This window comes from Nocardia puris (assembly GCF_036051655.1).
GTDB classification, from domain to species: Bacteria; Actinomycetota; Actinomycetes; order Mycobacteriales; family Mycobacteriaceae; genus Nocardia; species Nocardia puris.
The window spans coordinates 7,847,201-7,861,801 of sequence record NZ_CP107943.1 but is presented as its reverse complement, the minus strand read 5'-3'; the positions used below and the strand labels follow the sequence as shown (position 1 = coordinate 7,861,801).

13 protein-coding genes and 3 pseudogenes are annotated in these 14,601 nt (G+C 68.3%); 7 read left to right on the top strand and 9 right to left on the bottom strand.

All coding sequences use genetic code 11. The annotated features are described in order from the left end of the window. Positions 1 to 17: 17 nt before the first annotated feature. Both OHB21_RS37715 and OHB21_RS37710 read left to right on the top strand, forming a co-directional pair. Positions 18 to 104, top strand: a pseudogene (locus OHB21_RS37715) (FAD-dependent monooxygenase); the annotation flags it as partial. Positions 105 to 306: 202 nt separating this feature from the next. Then, positions 307 to 660, top strand: a pseudogene (locus tag OHB21_RS37710) (flavoprotein); the annotation flags it as partial. 12 nt (positions 661 to 672) lie between these two features. Here OHB21_RS37710 and OHB21_RS36395 read toward each other — a convergent pair. From OHB21_RS36395 to OHB21_RS36385, 3 genes are all read right to left on the bottom strand, one after another. Continuing rightward, the gene (locus tag OHB21_RS36395) at positions 673 to 1,224 is read right to left on the bottom strand and encodes a putative glycolipid-binding domain-containing protein (RefSeq protein ID WP_195125913.1); all 552 of its coding nucleotides are present in this window, start codon (positions 1,222 to 1,224) and stop codon (positions 673 to 675) included. A 101-nt stretch (positions 1,225 to 1,325) separates the two neighbouring features. Further along, positions 1,326 to 1,754, bottom strand: a complete 429-nt coding sequence (locus tag OHB21_RS36390) for a hypothetical protein (RefSeq protein WP_195125912.1) — start codon at positions 1,752 to 1,754, stop codon at positions 1,326 to 1,328. A 256-nt stretch (positions 1,755 to 2,010) separates the two neighbouring features. Next, the gene (locus OHB21_RS36385) at positions 2,011 to 2,640 is read right to left on the bottom strand and encodes a TetR/AcrR family transcriptional regulator (protein WP_195125911.1); all 630 of its coding nucleotides are present in this window, start codon (positions 2,638 to 2,640) and stop codon (positions 2,011 to 2,013) included. A 119-nt stretch (positions 2,641 to 2,759) separates the two neighbouring features. Here OHB21_RS36385 and OHB21_RS36380 point away from each other — a divergent pair, with 119 nt between their 5' ends. After that, positions 2,760 to 4,175, top strand: coding sequence for a serine hydrolase domain-containing protein (locus OHB21_RS36380; RefSeq protein ID WP_195125910.1), 1,416 nt, complete (start codon positions 2,760 to 2,762; stop codon positions 4,173 to 4,175). A gap of 275 nt (positions 4,176 to 4,450) precedes the next feature. Then, entirely contained in the window at positions 4,451 to 4,828 is a 378-nt protein-coding gene (locus OHB21_RS36375; RefSeq protein WP_067510395.1) for a VOC family protein, read from the top strand. On the opposite strand, the gene OHB21_RS36370 is transcribed toward OHB21_RS36375, so the two are convergent. The 3 genes from OHB21_RS36370 to OHB21_RS36360 all read right to left on the bottom strand — a co-directional run bounded on the left by OHB21_RS36370 (position 4,818) and on the right by OHB21_RS36360 (position 6,944). Next, entirely contained in the window at positions 4,818 to 5,789 is a 972-nt protein-coding gene (locus OHB21_RS36370; RefSeq protein ID WP_324192239.1) for an alpha/beta fold hydrolase, read from the bottom strand. The two genes, OHB21_RS36375 and OHB21_RS36370, sit on opposite strands and share 11 nt — an antisense overlap. A gap of 379 nt (positions 5,790 to 6,168) precedes the next feature. Further along, positions 6,169 to 6,564, bottom strand: a complete 396-nt coding sequence (locus OHB21_RS36365) for a nuclear transport factor 2 family protein (protein ID WP_067510398.1) — start codon at positions 6,562 to 6,564, stop codon at positions 6,169 to 6,171. Between the two features lie 56 nt (positions 6,565 to 6,620). Beyond that, on the bottom strand, positions 6,621 to 6,944 hold the full coding sequence (locus tag OHB21_RS36360; RefSeq protein ID WP_195125908.1) for a hypothetical protein: 324 nt from the start codon (positions 6,942 to 6,944) through the stop codon (positions 6,621 to 6,623). A gap of 131 nt (positions 6,945 to 7,075) precedes the next feature. Between OHB21_RS36360 and OHB21_RS36355 the strand changes: the two genes are divergently transcribed. Continuing rightward, on the top strand, positions 7,076 to 8,206 hold the full coding sequence (locus OHB21_RS36355; protein WP_195142344.1) for a helix-turn-helix domain-containing protein: 1,131 nt from the start codon (positions 7,076 to 7,078) through the stop codon (positions 8,204 to 8,206). A 515-nt stretch (positions 8,207 to 8,721) separates the two neighbouring features. Continuing rightward, positions 8,722 to 9,807 (top strand): DUF1214 domain-containing protein, encoded by a 1,086-nt coding sequence (locus OHB21_RS36350; RefSeq protein ID WP_228791535.1) that lies wholly within the window; start codon positions 8,722 to 8,724, stop codon positions 9,805 to 9,807. 1,038 nt (positions 9,808 to 10,845) lie between these two features. Here the strand turns inward: OHB21_RS36350 and OHB21_RS37705 are convergent. Further along, complete coding sequence (locus OHB21_RS37705; protein ID WP_407675097.1) at positions 10,846 to 11,076, bottom strand: hypothetical protein; 231 nt, start codon at positions 11,074 to 11,076, stop codon at positions 10,846 to 10,848. Between the two features lie 336 nt (positions 11,077 to 11,412). Next, entirely contained in the window at positions 11,413 to 12,282 is an 870-nt protein-coding gene (locus OHB21_RS36340; protein ID WP_067510407.1) for an SDR family oxidoreductase, read from the bottom strand. 177 nt (positions 12,283 to 12,459) lie between these two features. Here OHB21_RS36340 and OHB21_RS36335 point away from each other — a divergent pair, with 177 nt between their 5' ends. Then, positions 12,460 to 13,257 carry a flavin-containing monooxygenase gene (locus tag OHB21_RS36335; RefSeq protein WP_067510409.1) on the top strand — a complete coding sequence of 266 codons (798 nt, stop codon included), beginning with the start codon at positions 12,460 to 12,462 and terminating at the stop codon, positions 13,255 to 13,257. Here the strand turns inward: OHB21_RS36335 and OHB21_RS36330 are convergent. Continuing rightward, a pseudogene (locus tag OHB21_RS36330) lies at positions 13,245 to 14,472 on the bottom strand (IS3 family transposase). The gene OHB21_RS36335 and the pseudogene OHB21_RS36330 sit on opposite strands and share 13 nt — an antisense overlap. Positions 14,473 to 14,601 lie beyond the last annotated feature (129 nt).

The following is a 14,601-nucleotide window of genomic DNA, read 5'->3' as shown; positions in this document are numbered from 1 at the left end:
GATTAAAGAGGTGTGTGATGGCTTCGGAGCTTCCTGTCGTCGTGATCGGCGCCGGTCCGGTCGGGCTGGCCGCCGCGGCGGAACTGCGCGAGCGCGGGGTGCAGGCGGTGGTGCTGGAACGCGGCCCCGGCGCGGGTGCGGCCGTGGCCGAGTGGCATCACGTGGCTGTGCTCCCGGTGGGCCGAGCTCGTCGCCCCGGCCGCCCGCCGGCTGCTCGACGGGGCTGCGTGGACCGCGCCGGACGCCGACGCGTAGCCGACCGGGCGGGAGTGGGTGCGCGACCATCTCGTCCCGCTGGCATCGGCGCTGGGGCCGCGGATCGACCCCAACGTCCACTCCTGTGGCACCGTCTACCCGCACGGCGTGCACGAATTGACCCATCCGGAACCGGGCTTCTACCTGGCCGGCATGAACAGCTACGGCCGCGCCCCCACGTTCCTGGCGATGACCGGTTACGAACAGGTCCGCTCGCTCGCGGCCGCCCTGGCCGGCGACCACGAGTCGGCCGAGCGGGTCGAGCTGGTACTCCCCGAAACCGGAGTATGCGGCGGCGCAGGCGTTTTCGACGACCCGGACGCCTCCGCCGAGAGTTCCTGCTGCCGGCCCGCACCGGCCGCCGAGCTGATCAGCCTGACGCCGCCGGACTCGCGGCCGTCATGATCCGGAGGTTGTTCACCCTTCGAGCGCTGAACCGCCGCCCGCGCGGAACAATCCCGGGTAGTCCACGACGAATCCGTTGGGGTCGACCGTGATTCGGCGGGTGAAGTCGCGGTCGAGGGATTCGTAGAGGTAGGTGTCGGGGGCGAGGCGGGTGTAGCGCTGGGGGTCGGGGAGTACGCGCAGGGAGGGGGATTCGACGTAGGCGGTGACGATTTCGGCGGACGAGCGGGGCGGCAGGTTCAGTCGCCGGATCGGCAGCGTGTTGGTGAACGGGCTGAACGACAGATCGATGTCCACGGCGCCCGCGAGGTCGGGCCGGGGTTCGTCGTCGGCGAACCACGCGCCGTCGGTGTCCCGGCGCAGGAGCAGTCCCCGTCCGTCCCGCGTCCGGATGGTCAGGGCTCGGAACACCCACTCCGAGTCGAGTTCCACCGCGTAGTCGTAGCGCTGGTCGCCGACCTCGACGGTCGACCGGACGTCGATCCGGTCGGCGGCGGTGAGGCGCAGACGTTCGGTGCTCGGCGTCTCGACCCCGTGCCAGATGTAGGACGCGTCCTGTGCCATGGGCTCCCTTTTGTGCGAGATTCACGACCGCCTCAGTACAGCACCCGCCGCGGCGTGGATCGAGCCCGCGCCGGTGCCGACGCGGGTTCGAGGGGCCGAACTCAGCCGGGAAACACCTGCCACGCCGTGAGGAGCAGCAGCACGCCCAGCCCGAAGTCGAGCACGACGCAGAACTCGGTGAGCGACCGGCTGACCACCTTCTCGCGGACGAAATGGATCACGTCCCAGAGCGCGTGGCCGAGCGCCGCGACCGCGGCGAGGTGCGCGGCGATCAGCGGCCCCGACATCATCGCGGTGAGCGCGATCGCGCTGAATCCCGCGAATCCCAGTGTCTGGACGCCCAATTCGCGGCGGTCGATGCGGTCGCCCCGGAGGAATCCGAACACGGCGAACCCGACGCCCATGGCGAGCAACGCCGCGGTCGGGTCCACGCCGACGAGCGGGGCCGGGAACACGACACCGCCGGCGACACCGACCATCACCCAACCGCTGCGGCGCGAGCCGATCGCGGCGGCGGCCAGGTAGCACATCGCGGCTCGCGGCCACCACCGCCATCCACGGGTACGTCAGAATGATTGTGCGCCAGGCCTTCCCGGACGACGACGAGGAGGCCATGGCCACGGCCATGTGGTCGATGGTGCACGGCCTGGCGTTCCTGTTCCTGCACGGCAAGTTCGACGCCACCGCACCGGGCGCGCCCGCCGACACGGTGCGCGCGCCATGCTCGAGGCACGCGCCCGACGGCGGTGACTCGTGGCGTTCGGAGCTGCTGTGTGGGAAGCGGTTTCACCGATCGTGGTGTCGGCATCGGCCGGTGAAGACGGTCGCGATCACCGGCCGCAGCGACGTGTCGACGAGTGTCTCGGCCGCGCCGCCGGGTTCGAGGGCGAGCGAATCCGCGATACCGCGAGCCGTCGCGAGGATCATGGTCGCGGCGGTGTCGCCGGCCACCTCGCCGCGGACCTCGCCGCACTCTTTTCCGTTCTCGACGGCGGTGGCGACGCGGCGGTGGGTGTCGGCGTTCGCGCGCCGGGCGAGTTCGGCGAGGGAGTCGTCATGGAACGCCGAGGTCCACAGGGTGCGTTCGACGCGGAACTCGATGGCCCGTTCGGCGTCGAGCGGTAGCAGCTCGCGCAGGCAGTCCAGCAACATGACCGAGATCGGCTGCTGCGCGGCTTCGCCCGAGGTGATCCGGGCGGCGATGCGTTCGTCGATGCGGTGCAGGCATTCTTCGTACGAAAACCGCAGCAGCGCATCCTTGTTCGCGAAGTAGTGCTGAATGAGTCCCACCGAGATGCCCGCTTCGGCGGCGACGCGGGCGAAGGTCACCCGCGCCGGTCCCTCGGTGGCGAGCAGGCACTGGAAGGCGCGCGCGATCGACTCGCGGCGTTGGTCATGGTCGGCGACGCGGGGCACGTGACAAACAATATACCCATATGGTTATGTGTTCCAATATGGCCGTATTGTTACGTCGTCTGGTGTGGCTCCTGCCGGTGCTGACGCTTCTGGTCGGGTGCGCTGCCGAAAGGCACACCGTGCAATTCGATTCCGCGACAGGCGAATACGCCGAGCTGGACCGCTATGCGCTGTCCCGCATGCAGGCTGTGCGCATTCCCGGAATCGCCTATGCGGTCGTAGAACCGACGGGTGTGGCGCACACCGGCGTCTTCGGTGTCGACGGCGACGGTGACGCGGTGACGGCATCGACACCCTTCCTGTGGGGCTCGGTCGCCAAGCCGGTGGCGGCCACGGTGGTGACGAGCATGGCCGAGCGCGGCGAGGTGCGGCTCGACGCGCCCGTCATCACCTACCTGCCGTCTTTCCGGCTGCGCGACGCCGCCCGCTCGGAGCGGATCACCCTGCGCCACTTGCTCGCTCAGACCAGCGGGTTGCCCACCTCCACCCGGTACACCGACCGCCCCGATGCCGGACGCACGCCGACGAGCGCCGTCGCGGAACTGACGGAGGAGGACCTGGTCAGCGAACCCGGGGCCGAACACCACTACTCGAGTACGAACTATCTGGTGCTCGCGGCGGTCGTCGAAGCGGTCACCGGGAGGTCGTTCATCGACGTGCTCACCGAACGGTTGCTCGTGCCTCTCGGCATGGATTCCGCCGTCATCGACGCGAACCGGGCGAGTGAGGTGCCGAAGGGCCACCGCTTCGTCTTCGGCCGGCCCGTGCCGTTCGACGCGCCTTTCGATCCGGCCGGCGTGGCCTACGGCTATCTCGGCGGAACCCTGCGCGACGCAGCCGCTTTCGCGTCCGGGGCACTGGGTGGCAGCACGGGTGTGATCAGTGACGACCAGCGCGCGAGCATGTTTCGCGGTGAGACCTCGACCGGCACGGGCCGGGAATACGGCCTCGGCTGGCGGCTGTGGTCGCTGCCCGGCACCGAGACGCCGATCGTCTGGCACGGTGGCGCGGCGCCCGGATACTTCGCGCAGGTCATTTTGCTGCCCGAGCAAAAGCGTGCCGTGGTGCTGCTGGCCAATTCCTACAGTCCACTGCACGAATCCCGTTACCTCCACACGGGTTTCGGCCTGGCCCGGCTGCTGGCCACCGGCACGCCCGCTCCTGACGACAGCGCCGGCCGCGTCTACCCGGCGGCCCTGACCGCGCTCGCGCTCTGCCTGGCACTCCTGCTCGCGCTGAACGTCCGTACGCTCCGATTGATCACCCGGCGCCCAGCCGACGGACCGCTGTGGCGGCCGATCGCACTCGGTCTGGCCCGGGTCCTCGTCGCCGCCGGTGTGCTGTACGGCCTCGGCTCCATGCTGCCCGCTTCCCAGGGAACCACGCTGCCTCAGATGGTCCTGTGGACCCCCGATCTCGCCTGGCTGGTCTACGGCATCCTCCTCCTGACCGCCACCCTGCTGCTGGCCCGCACCGTGCTCGCGGTGCGCACGGTGCGCGGCCGGACATCCCTCAGGACGGCAACGCGGGTTTGACTCTGCCCCTGAGTCCCCGCGGCCTGTCCGCCCATCGCGAGGTCGCCGTCCACGTGAGCCCGCCGGCCCGGGCCCCGGGCGTTCACGATGGCTTGGGATCCCGACGTTACCCTGGTCCCGCTCGAGGACGGCGCGGCAGTCGGCCGCCCGATCGCCGACTTCCCGTCGGCAACGAGCGTCGAGCGTCCACCCCGGCGCGATGGCCGGAGCCGCCGAATCGACGTAGTCTCGGCAATGTCGAGTCACGACGTTGATTCCGTCGGCAGGGGAAGTTCATGGCGATCGCACGGCTGGGCGCGGTATCACTCGACAGTGACGACCCGAGCACGCTGGGTCGGTTCTATCGCGAACTGCTCGATCTGAGACTGGTTTACGAGTCGGCGGAGTTGGTGGTGCTCCGCGGCGGCGACGTCACGATCACCGTCGAAAAGGTTGCCGACTACAAGGCTCCGGATTGGCCGGACGACCGGATCCCCAAGCAGATGCATCTCGATCTCTTCGTCTCGGACCTGGACGAATCCGAATCCGCCGCGCTGTCGATCGGCGCGACGAAACCGGACACCCAGCCCGCGCCGGACAAGTGGCGGGTGCTGCTCGATCCCTCGGGCCACCCCTTCTGTCTCACGTTGCCGCCCAACGGATTCACTCTCTGAGAAAGCGCAGCAGTTCCGCCGTGACGAACTCGGGGTTCTCCTCGGCGAGCCAATGGCCCGCGCGCGGCACGTCGACCGCGCGCACGATCGTGGTCATACGCGGGGCGACGGTGGCGCGGATGGCGTCCACTTGGCCTTGGGCCGCCATGAGCAGGGTGGGCACAGTAACCGGCGCCGCTGCCACGGTGTCGCGCACGTCGTCGTCGAGCGCCCGGTAGAGCTCGAAACCGCCGGACAAGACCTCGGGCCGACTGTATGTGCGGGTGTACTCATCGATTTCGGCATCGGTGAAGGGGGAGTGGTCCGAGGTGCCACCGAAAGCTGTTCCGCCGAAAGAGACTTGCGGATAGAACAGCGCCAGGTAGTCGCGCACGTCGTCGCTCATGACCGTCTCGGGGACCTCTCGCTGAGTATGAAACGCGATGTGCCAGCTCAACGTTCGGTACGTGGACGCGTCGATCGCGGGTCCCGGAAGCGGCAGGTCCAGGTAGCCGAGCTTGGCGGTGTCGCCGGGGAACTGGGCGGCGTACTGGAACGCCACCGCCGCGCCGAAGTCGTGTCCGATGATCGCGGCGTCCCGGATCTGGAGCCGATCGGCGATCAGCGTGTGCACGTACCGCGCCAGCGTGGCCTTGTCGTAGCCGGTCGGCGTGCCGGTGCTGTCGCCCAGTCCGGGCAGGTCGACGGCGTAGACGGTGTGGTGTTCGGCGAGGGCGGGCATGATCGACCACCAGCCGTACCACGTCTGCGGCCAGCCGTGCAGCAGCACCACCGGCGACCCGCTGCCACCGGCGACGTAGTGCATCCGGACGCCGTCCACGTCGGCGAACTCGTGCCGGAACGTGCCCTGGAACGCCGGGTCGTCCCGCGTGGCGGAGGTGTGTGCGGCGGTGTCGGCCGCCGGAGTGGCGCAGGCGGCCGTGCCGATCGCGAGCAGCAGGGCGAGCACGAGACTCGCCACCGGTCGCGAGGTTCGGCGTATCGATGACGGGGGCATGGGGTCCTTTCCCGGCAGGGGGAGTCGGCGTGCGTCGACATCGCGGTGGATGTCGGCCGCCGGTCGGGCGGGTGACGTCCGGCCCAGTTTCAGCGCCCCGCAACATTTCTGGCGCGAAAATTTGCCGACTCGGCAATTCGCCGGTGCGGGCCGCCCGCCGCGCACCGGCAGCCCCTCATCCACTGCACACCCTCGGGGGTGCCCTTCGTGTCGGTCGAATCGAAGGCCGCGCCGTCGACCGACGCCGGCCTGTTCCGGGATCGCTTGTCGTAGCGGCTATCTCGGAACAGGGCGGCATCGGCCACGGAACTCGTCGAGCGACCGGGTGCGGAACGGCCGCGCTCTACCGGTCGGCGGTAGCGGGCGTCAGCGCGGCCTGCATCGCGACCCCGTCGACGTAGGAGTGCTTCTCCTTGATCGCGCCGTTCTCGACCAGGACGAAGTCCGCGAGATCCATCCGCAGGGGATTGCCGACGGCGGTCGTGCCGGTGAGTTCGAACTGCGCGACCCAGAAGTCGTCGCCGACGCGCAGCGCGATCTGGTGGAACGTCAGGTCGGGGACGAGAGTCAGGAATCCGGCCGCCGCCTCGCGGATGGCCGCGCGACCGTGCGCGGGCTCCTGGCTCGCGTGCAGGTGGAACAGGGAGTCGGGGGTGTGGAGTTCGGCGATCCGGTCGGGCGCGCGATCCTGCCAGCACGCGTGGTAGCGCTCGAACAGTTCGCGGGTGGCGGTGCTCATGGCGGTGTTCCTATCTCTGTGATCCCGGCGGACAGCCGGGCGTTCGACGGGCTTCGTCACCCGCGCAACGCGGAGCCGAAGAGCTCGGCAGCCGCGGCCAACTCGCCGCCACGTTCGTCAACGCCGCGTACGGGCCGGACAGCCCATTCCTCGCCGTCCCACGATCCGGTCGGCCTGCGCTCGGCGGCGACGGCAGCCCACTCTTCGGCATGCGCGCGGATCGAGGCCTGCGTGCTCGCCGGCAGGTCGGCGCGCTCGGCGATCCCGAGTCGAGACCACCGCTCGGCGCCGGGCCGCCGCTCGGCGACGGCGCGATCCAGTGCGGCGGTCTCGGCATCGCCCAGGATCTCGGGATCGGTCGGGTACGAGGGTTTCGTCAACGGTGTCTCCCTCGGTGCGGATCGGGGAATTCCAGTGTGGCCGGGGACCTTCGGCCCGGGCGACGGGCGCGCGCCGCCACTTCCGCCGCCGCCGTTGTGCCGTCGCACAACGGCGGGCTATCGTCGGAACTGTGACGCAGCACACCCAGATCGCCTCGGTGCACCTGCTGCACGCGCTGCGCAGCGATCTGGACGCGATCTCCGAGCACGTGACCACCCGGATCGAACACGACGGGCAGGACTACGGCGACGCCGTACTCGGCCACGACGAACTGCGCACCCTCGTCACCGACAACACCGCCGCGCTGCTGGACGCGATGGCGGGCACCCCCTACTCGCTCGAACCGGCCCGCCGCACCGGGCGCCTCAAGGCCGAGCGCGGAGTTCCGCTCGACAGCGTGCTGCACGCCTTCCGGGTCGCCGGCTTGGCCATCTGGGAGGTCGCCGTCGCCCGCGCCGGTGGCGAGGATCGCCCGGGACTCCCGCAGCTGTCGACGCTGGTGTGGGCGACCGTCGACAAGTTCTCCCTCGCCGCCGCCGAAGCACACCGGCGCGCCGCCGGAACCGAGGATCGGCGACCGAAGCAACTGCTGTTGCGGGTGCTGCTCGATCCCGATCTGCCCGCCGCTCAACGCGAGGGTCTGCCCGAGAAGATGGGGATGGCGCCCGGCGCGACCTTCGCCCTCCTGGTCGGCGATGTCCGCGTTGCCGCGACGGGGGTCACGACCGTCCGTACGCTGATCGGCGACGACCGCGTGACGCTGGTGGCCGCGGCTTCCTCGGGCCTGCTCGACCACGCCCTGAGCGCGATCACCGCCCGATCCGGTGCCAGCCGTCCCTTCACCGATCTGCGCTGCGCGCCCGTCGCTCTCGACCAGGCCCGCCTCGCCCTCCGGTGCTCGGCGCCGTCGGAGAACCGTGTACACGCCTACGCGTCGTCGCCGGTGCGGGCGCTGCTCGCGGCCCATCCGGACCTCACATCCGACGTGCTCGCCGATCCGCTCGCCGCACTCGCGACCCTCCCGGCGGCCGACGCCGACGCCCTGGTGGAGACGGCCTTGGCCTGGTACGAGCTCGGCGGTTCCACCACGGCGGTCGGCAAGCACCTGCACCTGCACCGCAACACCGTGCTGCACCGCCTCAACCGGATCGAGCGCCTGACCGGGAAGGCGTTCGCCGTCCCGGCCGAGGCCGCCCTGCTGTATCTCGCCTTGCAGGCCCGGCTGTTGTCGGCTCGGAAGGTGGGCGATCCGGATACCTGACCAGTCGGGCGGGTATCCGCACGTCAGCACGCCCCGCCCAATCGGCGAACCGGGGTGGGACCGCGGCTCTGAGCAGGCGGGCGGTTCGTCGAGACGCTTCGTTGTCTCCGGCCCCGCGCACCCCAGCCGGATACATTGCGGTCCGCACACGTCAATGGCCGGCTCTCCCATTCCGTGGACCGGCCACCGGGCACCGTCAACGGGTTCGAGCCGCTCGGCCATGGCTCAACTGTGTGGGATGTCGGCAGCGGTTGATCTACCTGCACACCGCCCGATCCGCCAGGGGGTGAGGACGGCCGTGATTGATGTCAGGGATCCCGGTAGATGGCGTTCTCACACACCGTCCCGCGAAGGGTGAAGCCGACGGTTCAGCTACCGGACATGCCGTGGCGTATCCGACCTGACCGCGTCACCCGCCGGTACCATCGCTGCGTTGATCGTCCAATCTGTACCCCTGGCTCGGTCCATGCCCCGGTAGCGAAGGAGCAGGACTGTCCAAACCTCGTCGATGGTGCATGATGCTCATCGGTGCGGCTCTGGCCGGCGCCAAGGCGTGGGGCGCCGACTCCTCCGAGCCCAGCAAGGCCACCACTGCCCGCAGCGCTACCAGGGGCGAGCGCCCCGGATCGGAGTATCCGTTGAACCAGCCGCTCGTGGTTACCCCGCTGAACTTCGTACGCGCCGAGACCGACCGGCAGTTCGCTGTATTCGTCGACGACCGGGGAGCGTTCGGCAAGCTCTATCACGCGCGGGAAGTCGCTCCGATCGACCGGCAGCCCGTGGTCCGGATGAACCGCGACACGATCTACTCGACCGGGGTGTTCGACCTGGATGCGGGCCCGGTCACGGTCACCCTGCCTGATCCGAGTACCCGGTTCATGTCCATGCAGATCATCAATCAAGACGAGTACGCTCCTGACGCCCTCTATGGCGCGGGCAGCCACACCCTCGACCGCGACACCGTCGGTACTCGATACGCCGCGATCGTCATCCGTACCTTCGTCGATCCCGGCAATCCCGCCGATATGGCCGCCGCGCACGCTCTGCAAGACGCGATCAAGGTCGAACAACCCGGCGGCCCAGGAAAATTCGAGATCCCGCAGTGGGACAAGACCAGCCAGGACAAGGTCCGCGGCGCGCTGCTCACGCTGGCCTCCACCATGTCGAACTTCACCTCCGCGTTCGGCGAGCAGGACGCCGTCGACCCCGTCGCGCATGTGATCGGCGCCGCGGCCGGCTGGGGTGGCAACCCAGCGCGCGACGCGGTGTACGAGTCGATCACCCCGACCGAGAACGACGGCCGGACCACCTACCGTCTGCATGTCGAAGATGTTCCGGTGGACGGATTCTGGTCGATCACCGTCTACAACACCGAGGGCTACATGCAGCCCAACCCGCAGAATGCCTACTCGGTCAACAACGTCACCGCCGCGACCAACCCGGACGGCTCGGTCGATATCCAGTTCGGCGGCTGCGATGAGTCGACACCCAACTGCCTGCCCACCGCACCCGGCTGGAACTACACCGTGCGCCTCTACCGCCCGCACCAGGAAATCATCGACAGCACCTGGACCTTCCCGAACGCGGAACCCCTCCGGTAGCGACCCTCCGGGCAGGTTCGGCTGCTGGTCCCGGTCGCGGCAAGATCGAAGAGCTCGCCTCGCCGAGTACACCAAGGCTTTGACGTCCAGGACGCCGATGCGGCAGAGGGTGCGCGGGGCCTCCTCGCTCGCCTGCCGATCGCGAAGACGATCACCTGGATCTGCCTCATCAGATCATCGCGGTCCCGCATGGACTGCTATCGGCCGCATTCTGACGGCGACCCGACTACCTGCACGTCCCGCTCCACGGAGGGCGCCTCGCCACGTGCTCCGAGCCGCTGAGCGGTCCTGGCTCGTGTGTATCGGCCGGCGGCAATGTAGTCGCCGATGGTTCCGGCTAGGTATCCCTCGGAGGAGACACCGACGATCCAGCCGAGGTCTTCCAGTCCTGATTCTCGCGGTGCACTGCCGACCAGTACGCCGAGTAGCCCGACGAAAAATGAGAGTGGTTCGGGTGGCGACGCCCGCGGCAGGGGGAGTCGGCGTCCGCACAGCCGGAACGAGGCGCCTCCTCCAGGCACATCCTGGCAACACTCGGGTTCACCTCGCGCGCGCAGATCGCGGCCTGGATCGGGGGTTGGCACGGGCGCCTGATCAATCCTGACTGCTCCCGCCCCGCGACATCCTGTCCGGAAAGGACATCGGGTTGTCCGCAGCGGCCATGGCCGATCGCCTGTCGTGCACCCAGGATCGCCGAGGTGACCGAAATCAACTTTGTCCGTGCCGGCCAGGGTGCGACGCTTTCGATTTCAGGATTCCGCTCGGCTGCACACGCTTCCCGTCACCATCGCTTGGGGCACACGTGACCGGTTGCTGGTGTACCGGACGCAGAGTCGCGAGGCGCGAACCCGGTTGCCGCACAGCCGGCACATCGCGATGCCGGTGTGCGGCCACATCCCCTTCTACGACGATCCCCAGCGCTGCGCCGACGCGATCCTCGAGCAGCTCAGAGAATCCGGCGTGTCACCATGCCGGTCATGACCGGCCCGACCCGCACGTCGTCGCCGGTGGTCGGTGCGTGCACCATGGTGCCGTCGCCTAGGGAAGTCGCGACATGACCGGGTCCGTCCGGCCCCAGTTCCCGAAGAGGAGATCGCCGGGTGGTGGAATCCGGACGCCCGAGCCGTCGGGAGCCGTGGGTGGTGTGGACGCGTCGGCGCCGAGGCGGGTCGCCGCCGCGTCGAGCGCGGTATCCACCTCGTTCTGGATCGGCTCGGGCAGGCTCGCCACAGCCTGGTCGACCATCGGTGTGATGACCGGCACGAACATCTGGACGGCGTCGCCGACCGCGGGTGACGGCCGGGCGGAGCCGATCAGGTGTTCGGTTGTCGTTCGCGGCGTCGGAGGTCGCGATCGCGATGACCGCGATGATGGCAGCCGGGTCCGTCATCGGGCACCGGCCTGTCCGGTGGAAGACGAGTGTGGATGCTGTGTGTGGTCGCGGTGAACCGCGCTGTGACCATGGATGACTCGAGACATGACATCTTCGCTCGATCGTGGTTACGGCAGTAGCGTCCAGCGTGGGACCTCCACGCCGTCGCCCACCACGGCCGAACGACCGGGGACATACCTGTTTCCGCCGCGTCACGTCCCCGTGGCCCACCCTCACCGGGTGTCGCGACTGATCCGGTCGTGGTAGCCGCGGCGTTCTTCGTGGTCGGTGTTCAGGGCGTTCTTCCCGCCCATCCGGAGATTGAGCGATTCCGCGGCGCGGCGTGGCAGCAGCCGCTGTCCGGCCAGCAGGACCCCCGCCAGCCGGGGCACGTACACCCGTGCTCGCGCGACATCGCGGGTGACCGTGTCCACCACGGCACGGGCCACCTCCGTCGCCTCGACCGGCTTGACCAGGGGAATACGGAGACTGGTTCCCGGCACCGGGAGGGAGACGGTCCCGTCCAGGCCCGCGACCAGCTCGGTGTTGACCGCGCCCGGAAGGACGGTCGAGATCCGCACTCCGCTGTCCCGGTATTCCAGGCGGGCAGCGTCGCTGAAGGTGATGGCGGCCGCTTTGCTCGCGTTGTAGGTGGCCATGCCGGGCAGCGCGACCTCGCCCATCGTGGAGCAGATGTTCACGATGTGCCCGCGGCCGCGCGGAATCATCAGCTCGAGTGCCTGCTTGGTCCCGACCATCATCCCGAAGGCGTCGATCTCCACGGCGCGCTTGGTCATCGCGTCGTCCTCGTCCAGCAGCGATCCGACAGGCATGATGCCCGCGTTGTTGACCAGCACATCCACCGGTCCCAGTTCGCGTGTGACCCGCGCGAGGAACGCGCGGAACGATTCCGGATCGGAAACATTCACCGAGCAGTAGCACGACAAGCCCAGTTCTCCTGCGGCAGTGTGCAACCGGTCCTCGCGCACGGCGCCGATGGCGACGTGCGCGCCACGCTGGACGAACGCCCTGGCAATGGCGAATCCGATCCCTCGTGAACCTCCGGTGACAGCGACGACGCGCCCGGTCACTGGTGACGACATGAACAACCCCTTTGCCGGGCGGCACGACCTGCCACCCACCCGTTGAATCGGCCTCCGCAATCGTCACAGTGCGACGCCGGCGCCCGAACCCGGGAACCGGTGACTGTCCGCTTATGGCTATTTGTTGCCCGGGCAGGACATGTCCTGCCCGGGCGTCCTGCGGATAACTTCTGGACCATGCGAGCAACGAGGCTCTCGATAGCGATCATCGGCTGCGGATTCGGCGGCCTTGGCGCGGCAATCGAGCTGGAACGTAACGGTATTCGGGACTATGTCGTCTTCGAACGCGGCGACGGCGTCGGTGGCGTCTGGCGCGCGAACACCTATCCCGGTGCGGCGTGTGATGTTCCGTCCCCCACCTACTCCTACTCCTTCGAACTCGAATCGGAATGGTCACAGCGATTCGGGACGCAGGCGGAAATCAAGGCTTACTTGGAGCGGTGCGCCGAGAAGTACGGCGTACTCGGCAACATCCGGTTCAACACCGAGGTGGCCGCGGCAACCTTCGACGAGCGGTCCGGCAGTTGGCTGGTGGAGCTCGCCGATGGGGAGAAACAGTGGTTCGATGTCGTGATCATGGCCCCGGGACAGCTGTCCCGGCCGCAGATTCCGCGTGTCGAGGGCATCGAATCGTTCACCGGTCCGCAATTCCATTCGGCGCAATGGGACCACGGTGTGGATCTCGTCGGCAAGACCGTCGCGGTGATCGGCAGTGGTGCCAGCGCCGTGCAATTGGTTCCCGCGATCGTCGATGGAGTCGCCCGGCTGCACGTGATCCAGCGCTCTCCGAACTGGGTGGGCAACAAGTGGAATCATCGCACGAACGCACGGATGAAATGGCTGTTGCGTACCGTTCCGGGGCTGGCGCGAGCGCAGCACAATATCGAATGGCTGTGGTACGAATCCCGAGTTCCGATAATCTCCCGGGCCTTGACCCCGGAATCTGGACACGGGGTTTGTGTTTACGCGGCGTGAGCCATGCTATCGAGTGCGTGGGCGGTTTCGTAGTCGACGGGGCTGAGGTAGCCGCAGTAGGAATGCCTTCGCAGGGTGTTGTAGCGGGTGATTCACCGGAACACCGCCAACCGCGCCGCTCGCGGTGATTCCCACCGGGCCGCGCCTTGCAGCGTCTCGCGTTTCAGGGTCGCGTTGAACGATTCCGCGAGGGCATTATCCGCGCTTGTGCCCACCGAGCCTGTCGATTGGGTGACACCCAGTTTCGTGCAGAGTGTCGCGAAAGCCTTTGCGGTGTACTGACTTCCGTGATCGGCATGAAAGACGGCTCCAGCGAGACTGCCGCGGGTCGCGGCTGCGGCGGTGAGGGCGTTTTCGACCAGTTCGGTGCGCATGTGCTCAGCGATCGACCAGCCGACCACGCGGCGGGAGAAGCAGTCGATCACCGTGGCCAAGTTGCAAGAACTCGCCGTCTCCGCAGGGCAGGTAGGTGATGTCGCCGACGTATTTGGTGTTCGGTGCCGACGCGGTGAAATCGCGGCGGACCAGGTCTTGGGCTGGGGTATCGGCAGGGTCGGGCAGGGTCGTTCGGTGCCGGCGGCGAAGCCGTAAGCCCTCGATGTTGTTCTCGCGCATGATCCTTGCGATGCGTTTGTGGTTGATCCGTGCTCCGGCAGGTACATCGTGGTTGAGCTCGGCGGTGATCCGGGGCCGCCCGCAGGTGTTGTCGGCGTCGTGGACCGCGCGGATCCGGGTGGCGAGGTCGGCATCGGCAGCAGCGCGGGTTGCTCGTTGGTCGGCGGCACTGATCCAGGCGTAGTACGACGATCGGGCCAGGCCGATGACCTGGCATAACCGCTTCACCTCGAAGGTGTGGCAGTGGTCGGCGACGAACTGGAAGCGGGTCACCAGCGCGTCTCCCCGGCGAAATATTTGGCCGCCGATCGCAGGATGTCACGCTCGGTCTCGAGCTTGGCCTTCTCGGCTTTGACCTGGGCGAGCTCTGCCCGCAGGCGGGCGGCTTCTTGCTCGGGAGTCTCCTGCCTGGTGGGCCCGGGCACCGGATTTGTTCGGGGTTTCCGGATCGGGACACCCGGCTTTCTTGAGCCACGCGGTCAGTGAGCCGTGGGATATGCCGAGGTCGGTGGCGATCCCGGCGATGGTCGCGCCGTCGGTGTCGCGGTAGAGCGCGACCGCGTCGCGGCGGAACTCCTCGGTGTAGTTCTTGTTGGACATCGGGTAGATCTTCTCGCTTTCCCTGGTCTGAGACCAAGCTCAAGCGTGTCCATCACCCGGGGGCAAGGCCCAAGCACTCGTTGCGGCTAACTAACAACCACCGAGCACGAAGTGCCCCAACATGACTGG